This window comes from Pseudomonas sp. SJZ074, from assembly GCF_007828215.1.
In the GTDB taxonomy this organism is placed as follows: Bacteria; Pseudomonadota; Gammaproteobacteria; order Pseudomonadales; family Pseudomonadaceae; genus Aquipseudomonas.
Genome location: NZ_VIUE01000005.1, coordinates 241,348 through 256,602 on the forward strand (window position 1 = coordinate 241,348; position 15,255 = coordinate 256,602).

At 61.3% G+C, this 15,255-nt stretch carries 15 protein-coding genes; 8 read left to right on the forward strand and 7 right to left on the reverse strand.

The window, feature by feature from the left end; translation table 11 throughout:
- From FBX99_RS09120 to FBX99_RS09135, 4 genes are all read right to left on the reverse strand, one after another.
- Positions 1-1,038 (reverse strand): ABC transporter ATP-binding protein, encoded by a 1,038-nt coding sequence (locus FBX99_RS09120; protein WP_144923278.1) that lies wholly within the window; start codon positions 1,036-1,038, stop codon positions 1-3.
- Between the two features lie 132 nt (positions 1,039-1,170).
- The gene (gene ydcS / locus FBX99_RS09125; RefSeq protein ID WP_144923281.1) at positions 1,171-2,322 is read right to left on the reverse strand and encodes a putative ABC transporter substrate-binding protein YdcS; all 1,152 of its coding nucleotides are present in this window, start codon (positions 2,320-2,322) and stop codon (positions 1,171-1,173) included.
- 87 nt (positions 2,323-2,409) lie between these two features.
- Positions 2,410-3,867 (reverse strand): gamma-aminobutyraldehyde dehydrogenase, encoded by a 1,458-nt coding sequence (locus FBX99_RS09130; protein WP_144923284.1) that lies wholly within the window; start codon positions 3,865-3,867, stop codon positions 2,410-2,412.
- Positions 3,868-3,963: 96 nt separating this feature from the next.
- Positions 3,964-4,878 carry a LysR family transcriptional regulator gene (locus FBX99_RS09135; RefSeq protein ID WP_144923287.1) on the reverse strand — a complete coding sequence of 305 codons (915 nt, stop codon included), beginning with the start codon at positions 4,876-4,878 and terminating at the stop codon, positions 3,964-3,966.
- Positions 4,879-5,066: 188 nt separating this feature from the next.
- Here FBX99_RS09135 and FBX99_RS09140 point away from each other — a divergent pair, with 188 nt between their 5' ends.
- The 8 genes from FBX99_RS09140 (at position 5,067) to FBX99_RS09175 (ending at position 13,056) form a co-directional block, all read left to right on the forward strand.
- Complete coding sequence (locus tag FBX99_RS09140) at positions 5,067-5,786, forward strand: tellurite resistance TerB family protein (RefSeq protein WP_144923290.1); 720 nt, start codon at positions 5,067-5,069, stop codon at positions 5,784-5,786.
- Between the two features lie 297 nt (positions 5,787-6,083).
- A protein-coding gene (gene prfB / locus FBX99_RS09145; protein WP_139646090.1) for a peptide chain release factor 2 occupies positions 6,084-7,179 on the forward strand; the annotation gives its coding sequence in 2 pieces (ribosomal slippage) (positions 6,084-6,155 and positions 6,157-7,179; 1,095 coding nt in all).
- A gap of 108 nt (positions 7,180-7,287) precedes the next feature.
- Entirely contained in the window at positions 7,288-8,790 is a 1,503-nt protein-coding gene (lysS, locus tag FBX99_RS09150) for a lysine--tRNA ligase (RefSeq protein WP_144923293.1), read from the forward strand.
- 113 nt (positions 8,791-8,903) lie between these two features.
- Positions 8,904-9,608: a TetR/AcrR family transcriptional regulator gene (locus FBX99_RS09155; RefSeq protein WP_371921392.1), complete on the forward strand. Its 705-nt coding sequence runs from the start codon at positions 8,904-8,906 to the stop codon at positions 9,606-9,608.
- A 191-nt stretch (positions 9,609-9,799) separates the two neighbouring features.
- Complete coding sequence (locus tag FBX99_RS09160) at positions 9,800-10,351, forward strand: hypothetical protein (protein WP_145131285.1); 552 nt, start codon at positions 9,800-9,802, stop codon at positions 10,349-10,351.
- Between the two features lie 51 nt (positions 10,352-10,402).
- Complete coding sequence (locus tag FBX99_RS09165; protein WP_047702097.1) at positions 10,403-11,680, forward strand: flavohemoglobin expression-modulating QEGLA motif protein; 1,278 nt, start codon at positions 10,403-10,405, stop codon at positions 11,678-11,680.
- A 144-nt stretch (positions 11,681-11,824) separates the two neighbouring features.
- A complete protein-coding gene (locus FBX99_RS09170) occupies positions 11,825-12,730 on the forward strand; it encodes an alpha/beta hydrolase (protein ID WP_145131287.1) in 906 nt (301 codons plus the stop codon).
- Positions 12,727-13,056: a hypothetical protein gene (locus FBX99_RS09175; RefSeq protein WP_144923305.1), complete on the forward strand. Its 330-nt coding sequence runs from the start codon at positions 12,727-12,729 to the stop codon at positions 13,054-13,056. Before FBX99_RS09170 ends, FBX99_RS09175 begins: the two co-directional genes overlap by 4 nt.
- 182 nt (positions 13,057-13,238) lie before the next feature.
- Here FBX99_RS09175 and FBX99_RS09180 read toward each other — a convergent pair whose 3' ends face one another.
- The 3 genes from FBX99_RS09180 to FBX99_RS09190 all read right to left on the reverse strand — a co-directional run bounded on the left by FBX99_RS09180 (position 13,239) and on the right by FBX99_RS09190 (position 15,104).
- The gene (locus FBX99_RS09180; protein ID WP_144923485.1) at positions 13,239-14,027 is read right to left on the reverse strand and encodes an OmpA family protein; all 789 of its coding nucleotides are present in this window, start codon (positions 14,025-14,027) and stop codon (positions 13,239-13,241) included.
- 51 nt (positions 14,028-14,078) lie between these two features.
- Positions 14,079-14,492 carry a DUF4398 domain-containing protein gene (locus tag FBX99_RS09185; protein ID WP_047702094.1) on the reverse strand — a complete coding sequence of 138 codons (414 nt, stop codon included), beginning with the start codon at positions 14,490-14,492 and terminating at the stop codon, positions 14,079-14,081.
- Positions 14,493-14,759: 267 nt separating this feature from the next.
- Positions 14,760-15,104, reverse strand: coding sequence for a pilin assembly protein (locus FBX99_RS09190; RefSeq protein ID WP_145131289.1), 345 nt, complete (start codon positions 15,102-15,104; stop codon positions 14,760-14,762).
- Positions 15,105-15,255 lie beyond the last annotated feature (151 nt).

The following is a 15,255-nucleotide window of genomic DNA, read 5'->3' on the forward strand; positions in this document are numbered from 1 at the left end:
TCAGGCCTCGCCGCCGACGGTATCGTGCAGAGCGATCATCGCCTCGCGGGCCCAGCGGACCGTGAGCTGCTGGCCGGTCTGGTGCAGGGCGCTGCTGTCGGTCCACTGAGTGTTGGCCTGGCTGAGATTCAGGGTCTGGCCGTTTTCCAGTTTCAACTCGAAGCGGGTGGCGCTGCCCTGGTATTGAATGTCGTGAAGCAGTCCCTGGACTTCGATTTCATGGCCGCCCAACGGGCCCTCGGCGAAACGCACATGTTCCGGGCGGATCGAAAACGGCTGTGGATAACCGCTCAGCTGTCGCGCCAGCTCGCCGCGAATCACGTTCGAGGTACCGACAAACTCCGCGACGAAGGTGGTCGCCGGTTTCATGTACAGGTTGCGCGGCGTATCCACCTGCTCGATGCGGCCCTTGTTGAACACCGCCACCCGGTCGGACATTGACAGGGCCTCGGTCTGGTCATGGGTGACGAAAACGAATGTGATACCCAACTGGCGTTGCAGTTTCTTCAATTCGCCCTGCATCTGTTCGCGCAGCTTCAGGTCGAGGGCCCCCAAGGGTTCGTCCAACAGCAACACCCGCGGGCGATTGACCAGTGCACGCGCCAGGGCTACGCGCTGACGTTGGCCACCGGAGAGTTGCACCGGTTTGCGCTCGCCATAGCCGCCCAGGGCCACCATCTCCAGAGCTTCGTCGGCGCGCTGGATTCGCTCCACCTTGGCGACGCCTTTGACTTTCAGGCCGTAGGCCACATTGTCGCGCACGTTCATGTGGGGAAAGAGCGCGTAATCCTGGAACACCGTATTGACGTCCCGTTGATAGGGCGGCAATCCGGCGGCCTCTTCGCCATGGATGCGGATGGAGCCGGCGCTCGGCTGTTCGAAACCGGCAATCAGCCGCAGGCAGGTGGTCTTGCCCGACCCGGAGGGGCCCAGCATGGAAAAGAATTCGCCGTCCTCGATGTCGATGGAGACCCGGTCAACGGCCTTCACCTCGCCGAATTGACGGGAAACCTGGGTGAACTGGACTGCGAGTGTCATGGTGCGGTGCTCCATAAGCGCAACTGCTGTTGAATCATTAATGATGACGGGCACCGAACCTGTGGCGAGGGGATAAATCCCCTCGCCACAAAGGCAGTGTTCGTCGCCACTTTTCGTGGCGACGGAATAACCCTACCGCCCGCCCATGATCGCGATGTAATCCTGGGTCCAGCGGCTGTACGGCACGAACTTGCCGCCCTCGGCCTGTGGGGTTTTCCAGAAGGCGATCTTGTCGAACTGGTCGAAGCCGTTGGTCTTGCACCCTTCGGCCCCCAGCAGCTCGCTGCCCTGGCACGCCGCAGGCACTGCCGGCAAGGAGCCGAACCAGGCAGCCACGTCACCCTGGACCTTCGGTTGCAGCGACCAGTCCATCCATTTGTAGGCACAGTTGGGGTGCTTGGCCTCGGCGTGGAGCATGGTGGTGTCGGCCCAGCCGGTGGCGCCCTCCTTCGGAATGGTCGAGGCGATCGGTTGTTTTTCGTTGATCAGGCCGTTGACCTGGTACGGCCAGGCGCCGGACGCCACCACGCCTTCGTTCTTGAAATCACTCATCTGCACGGTGGTGTCATGCCAGTAGCGGTGTATCAACGGTTGCTGGGCCCGCAGCAGCTCCAGCACGGCTTTGTACTGGGTTTCGTCGAGTTGATACGGATCCTTGATGCCCAGCTCGGGCCTGGCCGTCTTGAGGTACAACGCCGCATCGGCGATGTAGATCGGCCCGTCGTAGGCCTGCACGCGCCCCTTGTTCGGCTTGCCATCGGGCAGGCTCTGGGCACTGAACAACACGCTCCAACTGGTGGGCGCCTGCTTGAACACGTCGGTGTTGTACATCAGCACGTTCGGCCCCCACTGATACGGCGTGCCGTAGGTCTGCTGGTTGACCACGTACCACGGCGCGTCCTTGAGGCGCGGATCGAGGTTCTTCCAGTTGGGGATCAACGCGGTATTGATCGGCTGCACCCGCTTGCCGGCGATCAGTCGCAACGAAGCATCGCCCGAGGCAGTGACCAGGTCGTAGCCACCTTTGCTCATCAGGCTGACCATCTCGTCGGAGGTCGCGGCGGTTTTCACGTTGACCTTGCAACCGGTTTCCTTCTCGAAACCGGTCACCCAATCGTAGGCCTTGTCGCTTTCGCCCCGCTCGATGTAACCCGGCCAGGCGACAATATCCAGCTGGCCTTCGCCCGCGCCGACGGTCTTTAGCGGTTCGGCGGCCTGGACGCTGACGCTGGTCAGCAGCGCCAGGGTGATTGCACTGAGCAATACGGTGTTGTGCGCGTACATGGGAATCCCTCTTGCTTTAATTATGGTCGGGGCAGTGTTTTCAACGGGTGAAGCGCCATGGATGGCCTGTTATCAGCGTAGTGCTGTTTATAAATGCTGGCCGTGGCGGGCCATGATGTGACGCACCACGCTGTAGTCCTGGAGCGAGTCGCTGGAGAGGTCTTTGCCATAACCCGAGCGCTTGAGGCCGCCGTGGGGCATTTCGCTGACCAGCATGAAGTGACTGTTGATCCAGGTGCAGCCGTATTGCAGGCGCGCCGCCACCTGCATCGCCTTGTCCAGGTTCTGGGTCCATACCGAGGACGCCAGGCCGTATTCGGAATCGTTGGCCCAATCCATCGCCTGGCTGAGTTCGTCGAAGCGGGTCACGGTGACCACCGGGCCGAACACTTCTCTCTGGACGATTTCATCGCTTTGCTTGCAGCCGGCCAGCAAAGTCGGTTGGTAATAGAAGCCGGCACCGGAATGCACCGCCGCGCCGGTGATGCGCTCGATGTGCGGCTGGCCGAGGGCGCGTTCGACGAAACTGGCGACGCGGTCGCGTTGGCGAATGCTGATCAACGGGCCGATTTCGTTGTCGGCGTCGCGTTTTCCGGCAAAGCGCAGGCTGCTGACCGCCGCGCCGAGTTCGGTCACCAGCCGGTCGTGAATGGCGCCCTGGGCGTAGATCCGGCAGGCCGCGGTGCAGTCCTGCCCGGCGTTGTAATACCCGTAGGTGCGCACACCATCGACCACCGCGTGGATGTCGGCATCGTCGCAGACGATCACGGGGGCCTTGCCACCCAGCTCCAGGTGCGTGCGCTTGAGGGTTTTCGCCGCGGCCTGAAGGATTTTCTGGCCGGTGACGATATCGCCGGTCAGCGAGACCATGCGCACCTTGGGATGGCTGACCAGATGGCTGCCGACCCCTTCGCCGCCTCCGCAGATGACGTTGATGACACCCCGGGGCAGGATCTCGGCCAGCAGTGGCGCCAGGGCGAGGATGGACAGCGGCGTATGTTCCGAGGGCTTGAACACCAGGGTATTGCCGGCGGCCAGGGCTGGGGCGATTTTCCAGGCGGCCATCATGATCGGGTAATTCCATGGGGCGATGGACGCGACCACGCCGATGGGGTCGCGGCGGACCATGCTGGTGTAGCCGGGCAGGTACTCACCGCAGAGCTGGCCGGTCTGGCAGCGTACGGCGCCGGCGAAGAAACGGAACACATCCACTGTGGCGCTGAGGTCGTCCTGTCGCGCCAGGTGCAGTGGCTTGCCGCAGTTCAGCGATTCGAGGCGGGCCAGGTGATCGGCATGCTTTTCGATGGCGCCAGCGATCTCCAGAAGCAGGTTCGAGCGTTGTTGCGGGGTGGTGCGCGACCATCCGTCGAAGGCGTGGTGGGCGGCCAGGATCGCTGCCTCGACCTGTTCGATGCTGGCCTCGGCGATAGAGACCAGGACCTCGCCGGTGGCCGGGTTGAGGATCGGCTCGACAAAACCCTCGCCGGAAACGAGCTCCCCATCGATCAGCAACGCGGTGCACAGTGGAGTTTGCGTGCCAGCCATGTTTGATTTTCTCTTTTTGAATGGCCCGGAGGATGCAGCAAGACTAGTGCGGAGCCGGTGGGCCGACAAATTCTAAATACTCAAGTCTGCATTCGATTAAATAGATGGCTTGCGCCCGCCGTGGGGTTGTTCCCGGGCGACGGTCAGGAATGGATCGACCAGCGCCGGTCGTGACGTGCCGCGGCGCCAGGCCAGCCCGACGTCGAGGGTCTGGTTGAGGTCGGCGATCGGGCGCGCTTCGATGATGTCGCCCTCCAGGGACCAGGGGCGGTACGTCATGTCCGGTTGGATCGACATCCCCAGTCCCGCCGCCACCAGGCTACGCACCGCCTCGGTAGAGGCGGTGCGTAGCGTGATCTTCGGTTGCAGGCCGGCACCGCGCCACAGGCGCTGGGCGTTGCGCTCCATCTCATCGACGTTCAGTTGGATCAACGGTTCGCAAGCGACATCCGCCAGACTGATACTGTCGTGTTCCAGCAGTGGATGCTGGGCCGGCAGCCATAAGCGGTGCGGGGAATGGGTCAGTACTTCGGTCTGCAAGGCATGGCGATCTTCGAGGTTGGAAAGGATGAGCACGCCGACATCGATTTCACCGCTGACCAGCAGATGCTCGATATAAGGTCGCTCGTCTTCCATCACGCGGATCACCACATTCGGGTAGGCGCGCTGGAAGCGGGTCAACAGGTCCGCCAGGTAGTAGCCGGCGACCAGGCTGGTGACCCCGACGGTCAGATGGCCGGCCACCTGGTCGGTACTTTGCTGCAGGCTGCGCTTGGCGTTATCGACAGTGGCGAGGATCAGGTGGGCCTGGCGCAGGAACTGATGGCCTTGATGGGTCAGGGTCATGCCCTTGGCATGGCGGTTGAACAGACTGACACCGATCTCCTGCTCCAGTTGCTGGATGGCCAGGGTCAGGGTGGATTGGGAAATGAACGCGGCTTGCGCGGCGGCGGAAATCGAGCCGGTCTCGGCTACAGCGATGAAATGACGGATCTGACGCAGGGTCATCATGGGCGAATACCCGGTGGGCTGTTTTTATCGATGTTCTGCAGTCTATATCGTTTTTCCTGAAGGAGAGTGGAAGCGCTCGAAGAGATGAGCAACATCTCGAAGCAATCTCGCCCCACGACGCCGGGCACTTTCGATTTAGGCTGATGGCCTTGCTCATCCGGTTACCCGAACATAGGGAGGCAACGAAAATGAATACCCGTGGATTGCTCGATCAGCTGCTCAAGTCCGGCCAGGACCTTTTGCAGAACAAGGCGGGCGGCGCGCAGAACAAGCCGGCCGGTGGGCTTGGCGACCTGCTGGGCGGCAAGGCCGGGGCGGGCGGGCTTGGCGGCCTGCTCTCCGGTGCCGGCGGCGGAGCATTGGCGGCGGGCGCCATGGGCTTGCTGCTGGGCAACAAGAGAATCCGCAAGACCGGCGGCAAGGTCGCGCTCTACGGCGGTCTCGCCGCGCTGGGTGTAATCGCCTACAAGGCCTATGGCAACTGGCAGGCCCAGCAGGGCCGCGCGCCGCAAACGGAGCCCCAGACCCTGGACCGCGTCCCTGCGGCGCAGGTCGAGCAGCACAGCCAGGCCATCCTCAAGGCGTTGGTCGCGGCGGCCAAGGCCGACGGTCATGTGGATGAGCGTGAGCGGCAATTGATCGAAGGCGAATTCACCAGGCTCGACAACGACCAGGAGCTGCGGCACTGGCTGCATGCCGAGCTCAACAAGCCCTTGGACCCCACCGATGTCGCCCGCGCCGCTGGCACCCCGGAAATGGCCGCGGAAATGTACATCGCCAGCGTGATGCTGGTGGACGAGGAAAACTTCATGGAAAAGTCCTACCTCGATGAACTGGCGCGGCAACTCAAGCTGGAGCCGGGATTGAAGGTCGAGCTGGAGAATCAGGTGCGGCAGGCGTCGGCGTGAACGTTGCAGCGAGACCTCGGGCCTTGTTGTAGGAGCTGGCGAAGGCTCGGGCCGCGTTCGGACGATCTTTTGATCTTTCGCTTGAGATTAAAGTGTCAGTGGGAAGATCGCAGCCCTTACGCAGCCCGGCGGTGCTACGGGGCGTCACACCCCTTGCAACAAGGTTCGGTGTTGAGCCCGGTGGTTGATTCAATCTGAACCTCATTACCCCCTCAAGCCGCCAGGCGGGCTGCCGCTGGCGCTTGATTACGTTATACTCGCCGGCTTTCAAAAGTTCGCCAATGAGTGCTGCCCGTCATGGAAATCAACCCGATCCTGAACACCATCAAGGACCTGTCCGAGCGCTCCGAAACTATTCGGGGGTATCTTTGACTACGATCAAAAGCATGAGCGTCTGACCGAGGTCAACCGCGAGCTTGAAGATCCGAGTGTCTGGAACAAACCTGAGTACGCCCAGGAGCTGGGCCGTGAGCGCTCTGCGCTGGCACAGATCGTCGAAACCCTGGACGAATTGTCCAGTGGCCTGGCCGATTGCCGCGACCTGCTGGACATGGCTGTCGAAGAAAACGACGAAGGCGCGGTCGGTGACGTGGTCGCCGAGCTGACACGCCTGGACGAGGCCCTGGCCAAGCTGGAGTTCCGCCGCATGTTCAGCGGCGAGATGGACATGAACAACGCCTACCTGGACATCCAGGCCGGTTCTGGTGGCACCGAAGCCCAGGACTGGGCCAACATCCTGCTGCGCATGTACCTGCGCTGGGCCGACAAACGTGGCTTCGACGCGACCATCATGGAGCTGTCGGCCGGCGAAGTCGCCGGGATCAAGGGCGCCACCGTGCACATCAAGGGTGAATACGCCTTTGGCTGGCTGCGTACCGAGATCGGTGTGCATCGTCTGGTGCGCAAGAGCCCGTTCGACTCCGGCAACCGTCGCCACACCTCGTTCTCGGCGGTGTTCGTTTCCCCCGAGATCGACGACAAGGTGGAAATCGAGATCAACCCGGCAGACCTGCGCATCGACACCTACCGCTCCTCGGGCGCCGGTGGTCAGCACGTCAACACCACCGACTCGGCGGTACGGATCACCCACGTACCGACCAACACCGTGGTCAGTTGCCAGAACGAACGGTCCCAGCACGCCAACAAAGACACCGCGATGAAAATGCTTCGGGCCCGCTTGTACGAGCAGGAGATCCAGAAGCGCAACGCGGCGTCCCAGGCCCTGGAAGACAGCAAGTCCGACATCGGTTGGGGTCACCAGATCCGTTCCTATGTGCTCGATGCCTCGCGCATCAAGGACCTGCGCACCAACATCGAACGCAGTGACTGCGACAAGGTGCTGGACGGCGACATCGACGAATATCTGGAAGCGAGCCTCAAACAAGGGCTGTAACGCGACACCCATGCGGCAGGCGGGCACGCTTTTGCGAAAGCGCGGCCCGTCGGCAAACTCTGGCCCCGGAGCCAGGGGCAACGAACCTGTGATGGAATCCTTAAAGACATGAGCGACCTAGAACTCGACCCGCAAGCCCTGCAACAGGAAGAAAACTCCCTGATCGCCCTGCGCAAGGAAAAGCTTGCTGCCGAGCGCAACAAGGGCCAGGCCTTCCCCAACGACTTCCGCCGCGACGCCTACTGCGACGCCCTGCAGAAGAAGTACGCGGACAAGACCAAGGAAGAGCTGGCCGAGGCGGCGATTCCAGTCAAGGTGGCCGGTCGTATCATGCTCGACCGTGGTTCGTTCCTGGTGATCCAGGACATGACCGGTCGCATCCAGGTCTACGTCAACCGCAAGACCCTGCCGGAAGAAACCCTGGCCGCCGTCAAGACCTGGGACCTGGGCGACATCATTGCCGCCGAAGGCACCCTGGCCCGTTCCGGCAAGGGTGACTTGTACGTCGAAATGACCAGCGTGCGCCTGCTGACCAAATCCCTGCGCCCGTTGCCGGACAAGCATCACGGCCTGACCGACACCGAGCAGCGCTACCGCCAGCGCTACGTCGACCTGATCGTCAACGAAGACGTGCGCCAGACGTTCCGCGTGCGCTCCCAAGTGATCGCCCACATCCGCAGCTTCCTGATGAAGCGTGACTTCCTGGAAGTCGAGACGCCGATGCTGCAGACCATTCCCGGCGGCGCGGCGGCCAAGCCGTTCGAAACCCACCACAACGCCCTGGACATGGAAATGTTCCTGCGCATCGCGCCGGAGCTGTACCTCAAGCGGCTGGTGGTCGGCGGGTTTGAAAAAGTCTTCGAGATCAACCGCAACTTCCGTAACGAAGGCGTTTCGACCCGGCACAACCCCGAGTTCACCATGCTCGAGTTCTACCAGGCCTACGCCGACTACGAAGACAACATGGACCTGACCGAGGAGCTGTTCCGCGAGCTGGCGCAGCTTGTTCTCGGGACTACCAACGTGCCGTACGGCGACAAGGTGTTCCACTTCGGTGAGCCGTTCGCTCGCCTGTCGGTGTTCGATTCGATCCTCAAATACAACCCTGAAATCACCGCCGATGACCTCAACGACATCGACAAGGCCCGCGCCATCGCCAAGAAGGCCGGTGCCAAGGTGCTCGGCTTCGAAGGCCTGGGCAAGTTGCAGGTGATGATTTTCGAAGAGCTGGTGGAGCACAAGCTGGAGCAGCCGCACTTCATTACCCAATACCCGTTCGAAGTGTCGCCGCTGGCTCGCCGCAACGACGATAACCCGAACGTGACCGACCGCTTCGAGTTGTTCATCGGCGGCCGCGAAATCGCCAACGCCTACTCCGAGCTCAATGACGCCGAGGACCAGGCCGAGCGCTTCATGGCCCAGGTGGCCGACAAGGACGCCGGCGACGACGAAGCCATGCACTACGACGCCGATTTCGTGCGCGCCCTGGAGTACGGCATGCCGCCCACGGCCGGCGAAGGGATCGGTATCGATCGCCTGGTGATGTTGCTGACCAACTCACCGTCGATCCGGGATGTGATCCTCTTCCCGCACATGCGGCCTCAAGCGTAAGTGTTTCAATTAAAAAACCGCCTGGAAGGGCGGTTTTTTATTGCCTGTCTGGTACAAACGTATCAATTGGTTACTTTTGAAATAGCGAGGAAAGACCTGTCGTGAATCGTGCAATGTCTCCAGAAGGTGCAGCGGGCGTCGCCACTGCAGTCGCTGAAAGTGTTCAGTACCAGGGCCGCAAGGCGAGCCGACAGGGCAGTGAACAGCGTCGCCAGGAGATTCTCGATGCGGCCATGCGCATTGTGGTGCGCGATGGTGTGCGAGCCGTGCGACACCGGGCTGTGGCCGCCGAAGCGGGCGTGCCGTTGTCGGCCACTACGTATTATTTCAAGGACATCGATGACCTGCTCACCGATACCTTCGCCCAGTACGTGGAACGCAGCGCGGCGTTCATGGCCAAGCTATGGACCAACAACGAAGGCTTGCTGCGGGAAATGGTCGCGTACGGCGACGGCAGCCCCGAATCCCGTTCGCAACTGGCCGATGACATTGCCCGGATGACTGCTGACTACGTGCAGCATCAACTGGACAGCCGCCGCGACTACCTGATGGCCGAGCAGGCCTTCCGCCAGGAAGCGCTGCTCAACCCGCGTCTGGCGGAACTGGTGCGCTCGCACCAGCAGATCCTGCTGCACGGCACCTGTCAGTTTTTCCAGGTGTTGGGCTCCCGCGAGCCGCAACAGGATGCCAAAGTGTTGACGGCGATTATCGGACGGATGGAATATCAGGGCTTGCTCAATGGTACCGAGCCTGTCGGCGGTGAAGACATGCTCGGCATTTTGACCCGCTACATGCACTTGGTATTGGCGTCGGTGTAACCCGTTAAGGGACACCACAGTCCCTGTGGCGAGGGGATTCATCCCCGCTGGGGCGCGTAGCGGCCCTGAAACCCAACAACTCGGTGCGTCAGGTAGACCGCGTTGAAGGGTTTGGGTCTGCTGCGCAGCCCAGCGGGGATAAATCCCCTCACCACAAAGGACAAAGCTGCCATATGCCATAGGGAGTTCCAATGAAAGCCTGGCGTGCCGTTGTAATGGCCGTGTCGTTGCTGCTGCTCAGCGGCTGCCTGGTGTCCTTCAAGGCGCCGTTGCCCGACGCCGAGGTCGCGCCCAAGGGCTTGCTCGGCCACTGGACCAGTACCAACGCCTGGGGCGAGCCGCTGAACCTGGAACTGACGAAAGTCGGCAGGCACCGCTACCAGGCCATCAGTTATTTCAGGGCCAGGCCCCAGGAGCGGGAAGCCATTCCTCTGACCGTTTCCCGTCACGGCAGCCGCTGGTACCTGTCGGCCAAGGTACCGGCCCGGTACGGTGGGCATTTCGTGATCGCTGGTTTCGAACTGACCGACAAGCAGGAACTGGTGGTCTACAACCTGGACATGGAACAGATCAACCAGGCCATCGGCCAGAAAATCCTCAGCGGCCAGCCGAACCGGAGCGAGGAGGGCGACGGGGTCTTGGTGGACAGCGACATGAGCAAGGTCTTCAGTTACCTGGACGATCCGGCCAATTCCGATGTGTTCTCGGAAGCCGTGCGTTACCAGCGGCTCAAAGCCCAATAGACTCAGGCATCGATAACAGCAACGAGTGGACGTTTTTCACAGGAGTTCCGGGTGGACGATTACCAGCAGACGATACGCACCTTGTCCGATCGCATAGTGCTGGCGCAAACGCCGATTCGCATTCTCGACGCGGTGAAATGGGACGAGAACATCCGCAAAGGGTTTCTCAAGGCCAAGGGCAAGGAACCGCCTGCCGTAGACCGTGATTATTACCTCAACCGACCGCTGTCTTTCGATTCCAGCAAGGTCAAGCTGGAGTTCCAGAACATCGAGCGCGACATTACCCGTCAGCTCGGGCAGTTCAACCCGGTCGGCCAGATCATGCGTCGCATGTGCAAGGAATACCGCATGGTGGTGCGCATGCTCGAAGCGCGCGGCACCGAGGACTTCGGGCTGATTTCCCAGGAGCTCTACGGCGCCGCCTCCGACGCCTTCCATGCCGGCGACCCGACCCTGTCCGACCTGGGCCTGATGCTGTCCGACTATCTGAACAACATCGATGGCCGTGGCGATTTGAAGGACGAGCCCAAAGTCCTTAGCGCCAAGGAAGCGGTCGGCCTGCTGCAGCACCGCCTCAACCGGGTCTTTGGCGAAGCCGAGGAAACCATTCGGGTGTTCGAGTCCGACGGGATCGTCGCGGATGCGGCGGCGGGTGCCGACTACATCAAGATTCGCGCCGATGCGATGTTCAATGAACGGGACGTGCGGGCCCTGGAGGTCCATGAAGGGCTGGTGCACGTCGGTACGACCCTCAACGGCTTGAATCAGCCGATCTGCACGTTCCTGTCCAAGGGCCCGCCCTCGTCCACCGTGACCCAGGAAGGCCTGGCGATCCTGATGGAGATCATCACATTTGCCTCCTACCCGAGTCGCCTGCGCAAGCTCACCAACCGCACCCGCGCCATCCATATGGTGGAGGAAGGGGCCGACTTCCTGCAGGTCTTCGAGTTCTTCCGCGAGCAGGGCTTTGAAATGGCCGAAAGCTACGGCAATGCCAGCCGGGTTTTCCGTGGCTCGGTGCCGAACGGTCTGCCATTTACCAAAGACTTGTCCTACCTCAAGGGCTTCATCATGGTTTACAACTACATTCAGTTGGCCGTGCGTAAAGGCAAACTGGAGCAGGTGCCGCTGCTGTTCTGCGGCAAGACCACCCTGGAGGATATGCGTACCCTGCGGCAACTGGTGGACGAAGGCCTGGTGGTGCCACCCAAATATCTGCCCGACCAGTTCCGTGACATGAACGCACTGTCGGCCTGGATGTGTTTCTCGAACTTCCTGAACCATCTGAGCCTGGACCGGATCGAAGCGGATTATTCCAATATCCTTTGACCAACACCGACCCCCGTGGGAGCGAGCTTGCTCGCGAAGGCGGTATGTCAGTCACCCGGTAAGTTGCTGACCCGACGCCTTCGCGAGCAAGCCCGCTCCCACAGGGACTGTGCTTCAACTTCAAATTTATGCGAGGTTCACCGGATGCGAACCCTCGGCATCATTTGCCTGCTACTGGCCCTTGGCGGCTGCAGTTCGCTGTTGTTCTACCCCGAGCGCGGCCAGCCCTTCACCCCGGAGCGGGCGCGACTCGAATACCGTGACGTCACCCTGCTCACCACCGATGGCTTGAAGCTCCACGGCTGGTGGCTGCCGGTCAAGCAGGGGGTCGAGGTCAGGGGTACGGTGCTGCACCTTCACGGTAACGGCGGCAACCTCGCCTGGCACTTGGGCGGTAGCTGGTGGCTGCCGGAGCAGGGTTATCAGGTGCTGATGGTGGACTATCGCGGTTATGGCTTGTCCGAAGGCGAAGCGAGCCTGCCGGCGATCTACCAGGACCTCGATACGGCATTCAAATGGCTCGACCAGGCGCCGGAGGTTCAAGGCAAGCCGTTGGTGCTGCTCGGCCAAAGCCTGGGTGGCGCGCTGGCGGTGCATTACCTGGTCGATCACCCGCAGCGCCAGCAGCAACTCAAGGCCCTGGTACTCGACGGCGTGCCCGCCAGCTATCGCGATGTTGGACGCTTTGCCCTGAGCACGTCGTGGCTGACCTGGGCCTTCCAGGTACCCTTGTCCTGGCTGGTGCCTGACGGTGACAGCGCCATCGGCTCCATCGCGCAATTGAATGGCGTGCCGAAATTGATCTACCACAGCCTCGACGATCCCATCGTGCCTCTTTCCAACGGTATCCGCCTGTATCAAGCTGCGCCGCCGCCGCGGGTCCTGCAACTGACCCGTGGCGGGCACGTGCAGACGTTCGCCGACCCGGTCTGGCGCACCGTGATGTTGCGCTACCTCGACGATCCGCAACACTTCGACGGGCTGCGCCGCCTCGGCGAAGTCCCGAATTACCCGAAATCACCCGCTGAATCTCCAGAGAGCCCGCAATGAGCGAAGAACGCAACGCCATCCCCCTGATCATCACCGGTATCTGCAGCATCCTCGGCACCGTCGCGGTGCTGTGGTACTACGGTTACCTGCACTTCGCCAAGCCCGAGGATGCGCTGTTGCTCAATGAGTTCACCATGCTCAAGACCATGCCGGGCGAAGACTACAAGGTTTCCCTGGAGCCGGCGTCCCAGGTGGCCCAGTGCATCGATGGCGTGCTGGTGCTGTTCGACACCGAACAGAAAGGCCTGACGGGCGTGCTGATCAATGACAAGAAACGCGCGGTGCGGTGCATGGGGCAGGAGACGCCGCAGAAGCTTCAGCCGTGATGCCATGAATTTCGATGATCCCTGTGGGAGCGAGCCTGCTCGCGATGGCGGAGTGTCAGCCGATGCATGACTGGCTGAACTGACGCCATCGCGAGCAGGCTCGCCCCACAGGGGAAAGTGTTCGTTCGATAAAGAGCCCCGCCTGAGCGAATCAAGCGGGGCTGTTTCTATTGCCTGATCGATCAGTTGGCGCTCATGCTCGAGCGTGGTGCTACTGGTTGGTTGTCGTTGGAGATGGTGACTTCCACCCGACGGTTCATGGCCCGACCCGAAACGCTGTTGTTGTCGGCCACCGGGAATTCCTTGCCATAACCCTGGATCATGATGCGACTCGGATCGACACCCATGTTCACCAGGGCGGTGCGCACGGAGCTGGCGCGGCGTTCGGACAGCGATTGGTTGTAGGAATCCGAACCGGTGCTGTCGGTGTAGCCTTCGACGATCACCTTGCGGTCAGGGTTTTCCTGGAGGAACTGCGCCAGCTTATTCACGTTGGCCAAGCCGCTGGAACGCAGATCGGACTTGTTGGTGGCAAACAGCACGTCACCGAAGGTCACCAGGGTACCGCGTTCGGTCTGCTTGGCGTTGAGGCTGTCCTGCAGTTGCTTGATCTGCGCGTTGCGGGCGTCGAGCAAGGCACGGGCGCGTTCGTCGCCGGCGTTTTTCAACTCCATCTCAGCGGTACGCAGGGCAATGGTCTGCTTGGCCACTTCGACACGCTGGTTGGTCAGGTAGGCCAATTGATCGACCTTGGCTTCGTCTTCCCGGTCCAGGTAAGCCTTGTCGGCCTTGGCCAGGAAATCGGCGGCGTCCTTGGTTTCCAGCGCGGCCACCTTGGTCGCTGCCGGGTTGGCCTGCAGGCCGTTGTAGTTGGTGCGGGCCTGTTCCAGGTTGACGTTCGGATCGTGGGAGCAAGCGGCCAGGGCTACGCAGGCAGCGAGCAGGGCGGGCATCATCAAATGTTTGTGCATCATAGTCTGTCGTCCTTTTATCGATGAGAAGTACGTCGTGGCGTGAACGGCTTACTGAACCTTGTTCATGCCTTCCTGACGCAGTTCCTGAACCCCTTTCTGGGAATCCTTGAGTGCCTGTTCGGCCTTGGCGGCCTGGGCCTTGCGTTCGGCGACGCGGGCGTCCCACTCGGCCTGTTCGGCCAGACGCTTGGCTTCGTCGTATTTCTTGTCGTGCATGGCCAGCTCGGCTTGCTTGAGTTTGTCCTGAGCCGACTTCATTTCCACCGCGGCGAATTCGGTACCGCCGGCGCTGACCGCGCTGTTGACGGCCGATTGCGTGACTGCGTACTGCTCCGAAGGGGGATTGCCGGCGCATCCTGCGAGGATGAAGCTGCTTCCGATGGCCAGGGCAGCCAACTTCAGACCACGCAGGCCATTGAATGAGGGTTTGGCAGTGCAGGTATTCATAGGCTTCAACTCCATTGGAAAACTCCTGGGAAACTACAAATCCATGCCGGAACCGAAGCCTTGACGTCCGTTTAGATGCTGGTGCCAGGCGCGTTTATTTAAACAATCGTTCCAGTATGGTTACTCGGTGTGACCCGAGGCGTTTTTCAAAAGTTCAGCAAAGATGGCCAATCGCCAAAAAGCATTGCTGACTGATTGGTCAGGCGCAAAAAAGGCTGAACTTTCCTGGCGCGCAGCGGTATTCCAGCGCCGCTCATGGCGCTGGAACAGGGGGAGGAGGGATCAGTGCTTGGACTCGTCGTTCTGTGAACTGAGTTGATGCAAATGACGCCGGGACAGGGCGAGGAAACGCGGCGTCGGGCCGACGTCTTCATACAGCGGGTCGCCTTCCTCATCGGTGGCGACCACTTGGGAGCCCTTGATGTACGGGAAACTCGCTTCCAATTCCTCCAGGGCAGCCCCGATCAGTTCGCCCAGCAGTTCCTCGGGCTGGCGCTTGGGGTACATGTCGCAGATCGCGGCGAGGCGCGCGGCGGCTTCCATGTCCAGGTGAATGGTGTAGCCGGTCTGGGTCAGGTGGCCCTTGGCGTTCTCTTCCCAATGCTGGGCAAGCTCACGGATTTTCATGATGGCCTCATTAAACCTGCTCGTGGCAGGTGCGGTGAGTGACAAGCCGTCGTGTGGCTTACTGTTGAGACTAGTGTCCTGCTTCGCAAAGACGTTCTTTTTTTGACGAGTGGCTGTCTTCGTCCGACAAGGTTTAAAGACCCTTCGTCGC

What these genes read in the sequence shown, in the direction of transcription:
- FBX99_RS09120 (WP_144923278.1), bottom strand. Translation starts at nt 1,038, where the DNA reads ATGACACTCGCAGTCCAGTTCACCCAGGTTTCCCGTCAATTCGGCGAG.
- ydcS (WP_144923281.1), bottom strand. Translation starts at nt 2,322, where the DNA reads ATGTACGCGCACAACACCGTATTGCTCAGTGCAATCACCCTGGCGCTG.
- FBX99_RS09130 (WP_144923284.1), bottom strand. Translation starts at nt 3,867, where the DNA reads ATGGCTGGCACGCAAACTCCACTGTGCACCGCGTTGCTGATCGATGGG.
- FBX99_RS09135 (WP_144923287.1), bottom strand. Translation starts at nt 4,878, where the DNA reads ATGATGACCCTGCGTCAGATCCGTCATTTCATCGCTGTAGCCGAGACC.
- FBX99_RS09140 (WP_144923290.1), top strand. Translation starts at nt 5,067, where the DNA reads ATGAATACCCGTGGATTGCTCGATCAGCTGCTCAAGTCCGGCCAGGAC.
- lysS (WP_144923293.1), top strand. Translation starts at nt 7,288, where the DNA reads ATGAGCGACCTAGAACTCGACCCGCAAGCCCTGCAACAGGAAGAAAAC.
- FBX99_RS09155 (WP_371921392.1), top strand. Translation starts at nt 8,904, where the DNA reads ATGTCTCCAGAAGGTGCAGCGGGCGTCGCCACTGCAGTCGCTGAAAGT.
- FBX99_RS09160 (WP_145131285.1), top strand. Translation starts at nt 9,800, where the DNA reads ATGAAAGCCTGGCGTGCCGTTGTAATGGCCGTGTCGTTGCTGCTGCTC.
- FBX99_RS09170 (WP_145131287.1), top strand. Translation starts at nt 11,825, where the DNA reads ATGCGAACCCTCGGCATCATTTGCCTGCTACTGGCCCTTGGCGGCTGC.
- FBX99_RS09175 (WP_144923305.1), top strand. Translation starts at nt 12,727, where the DNA reads ATGAGCGAAGAACGCAACGCCATCCCCCTGATCATCACCGGTATCTGC.
- FBX99_RS09180 (WP_144923485.1), bottom strand. Translation starts at nt 14,027, where the DNA reads ATGCACAAACATTTGATGATGCCCGCCCTGCTCGCTGCCTGCGTAGCC.
- FBX99_RS09185 (WP_047702094.1), bottom strand. Translation starts at nt 14,492, where the DNA reads ATGGAGTTGAAGCCTATGAATACCTGCACTGCCAAACCCTCATTCAAT.
- FBX99_RS09190 (WP_145131289.1), bottom strand. Translation starts at nt 15,104, where the DNA reads ATGAAAATCCGTGAGCTTGCCCAGCATTGGGAAGAGAACGCCAAGGGC.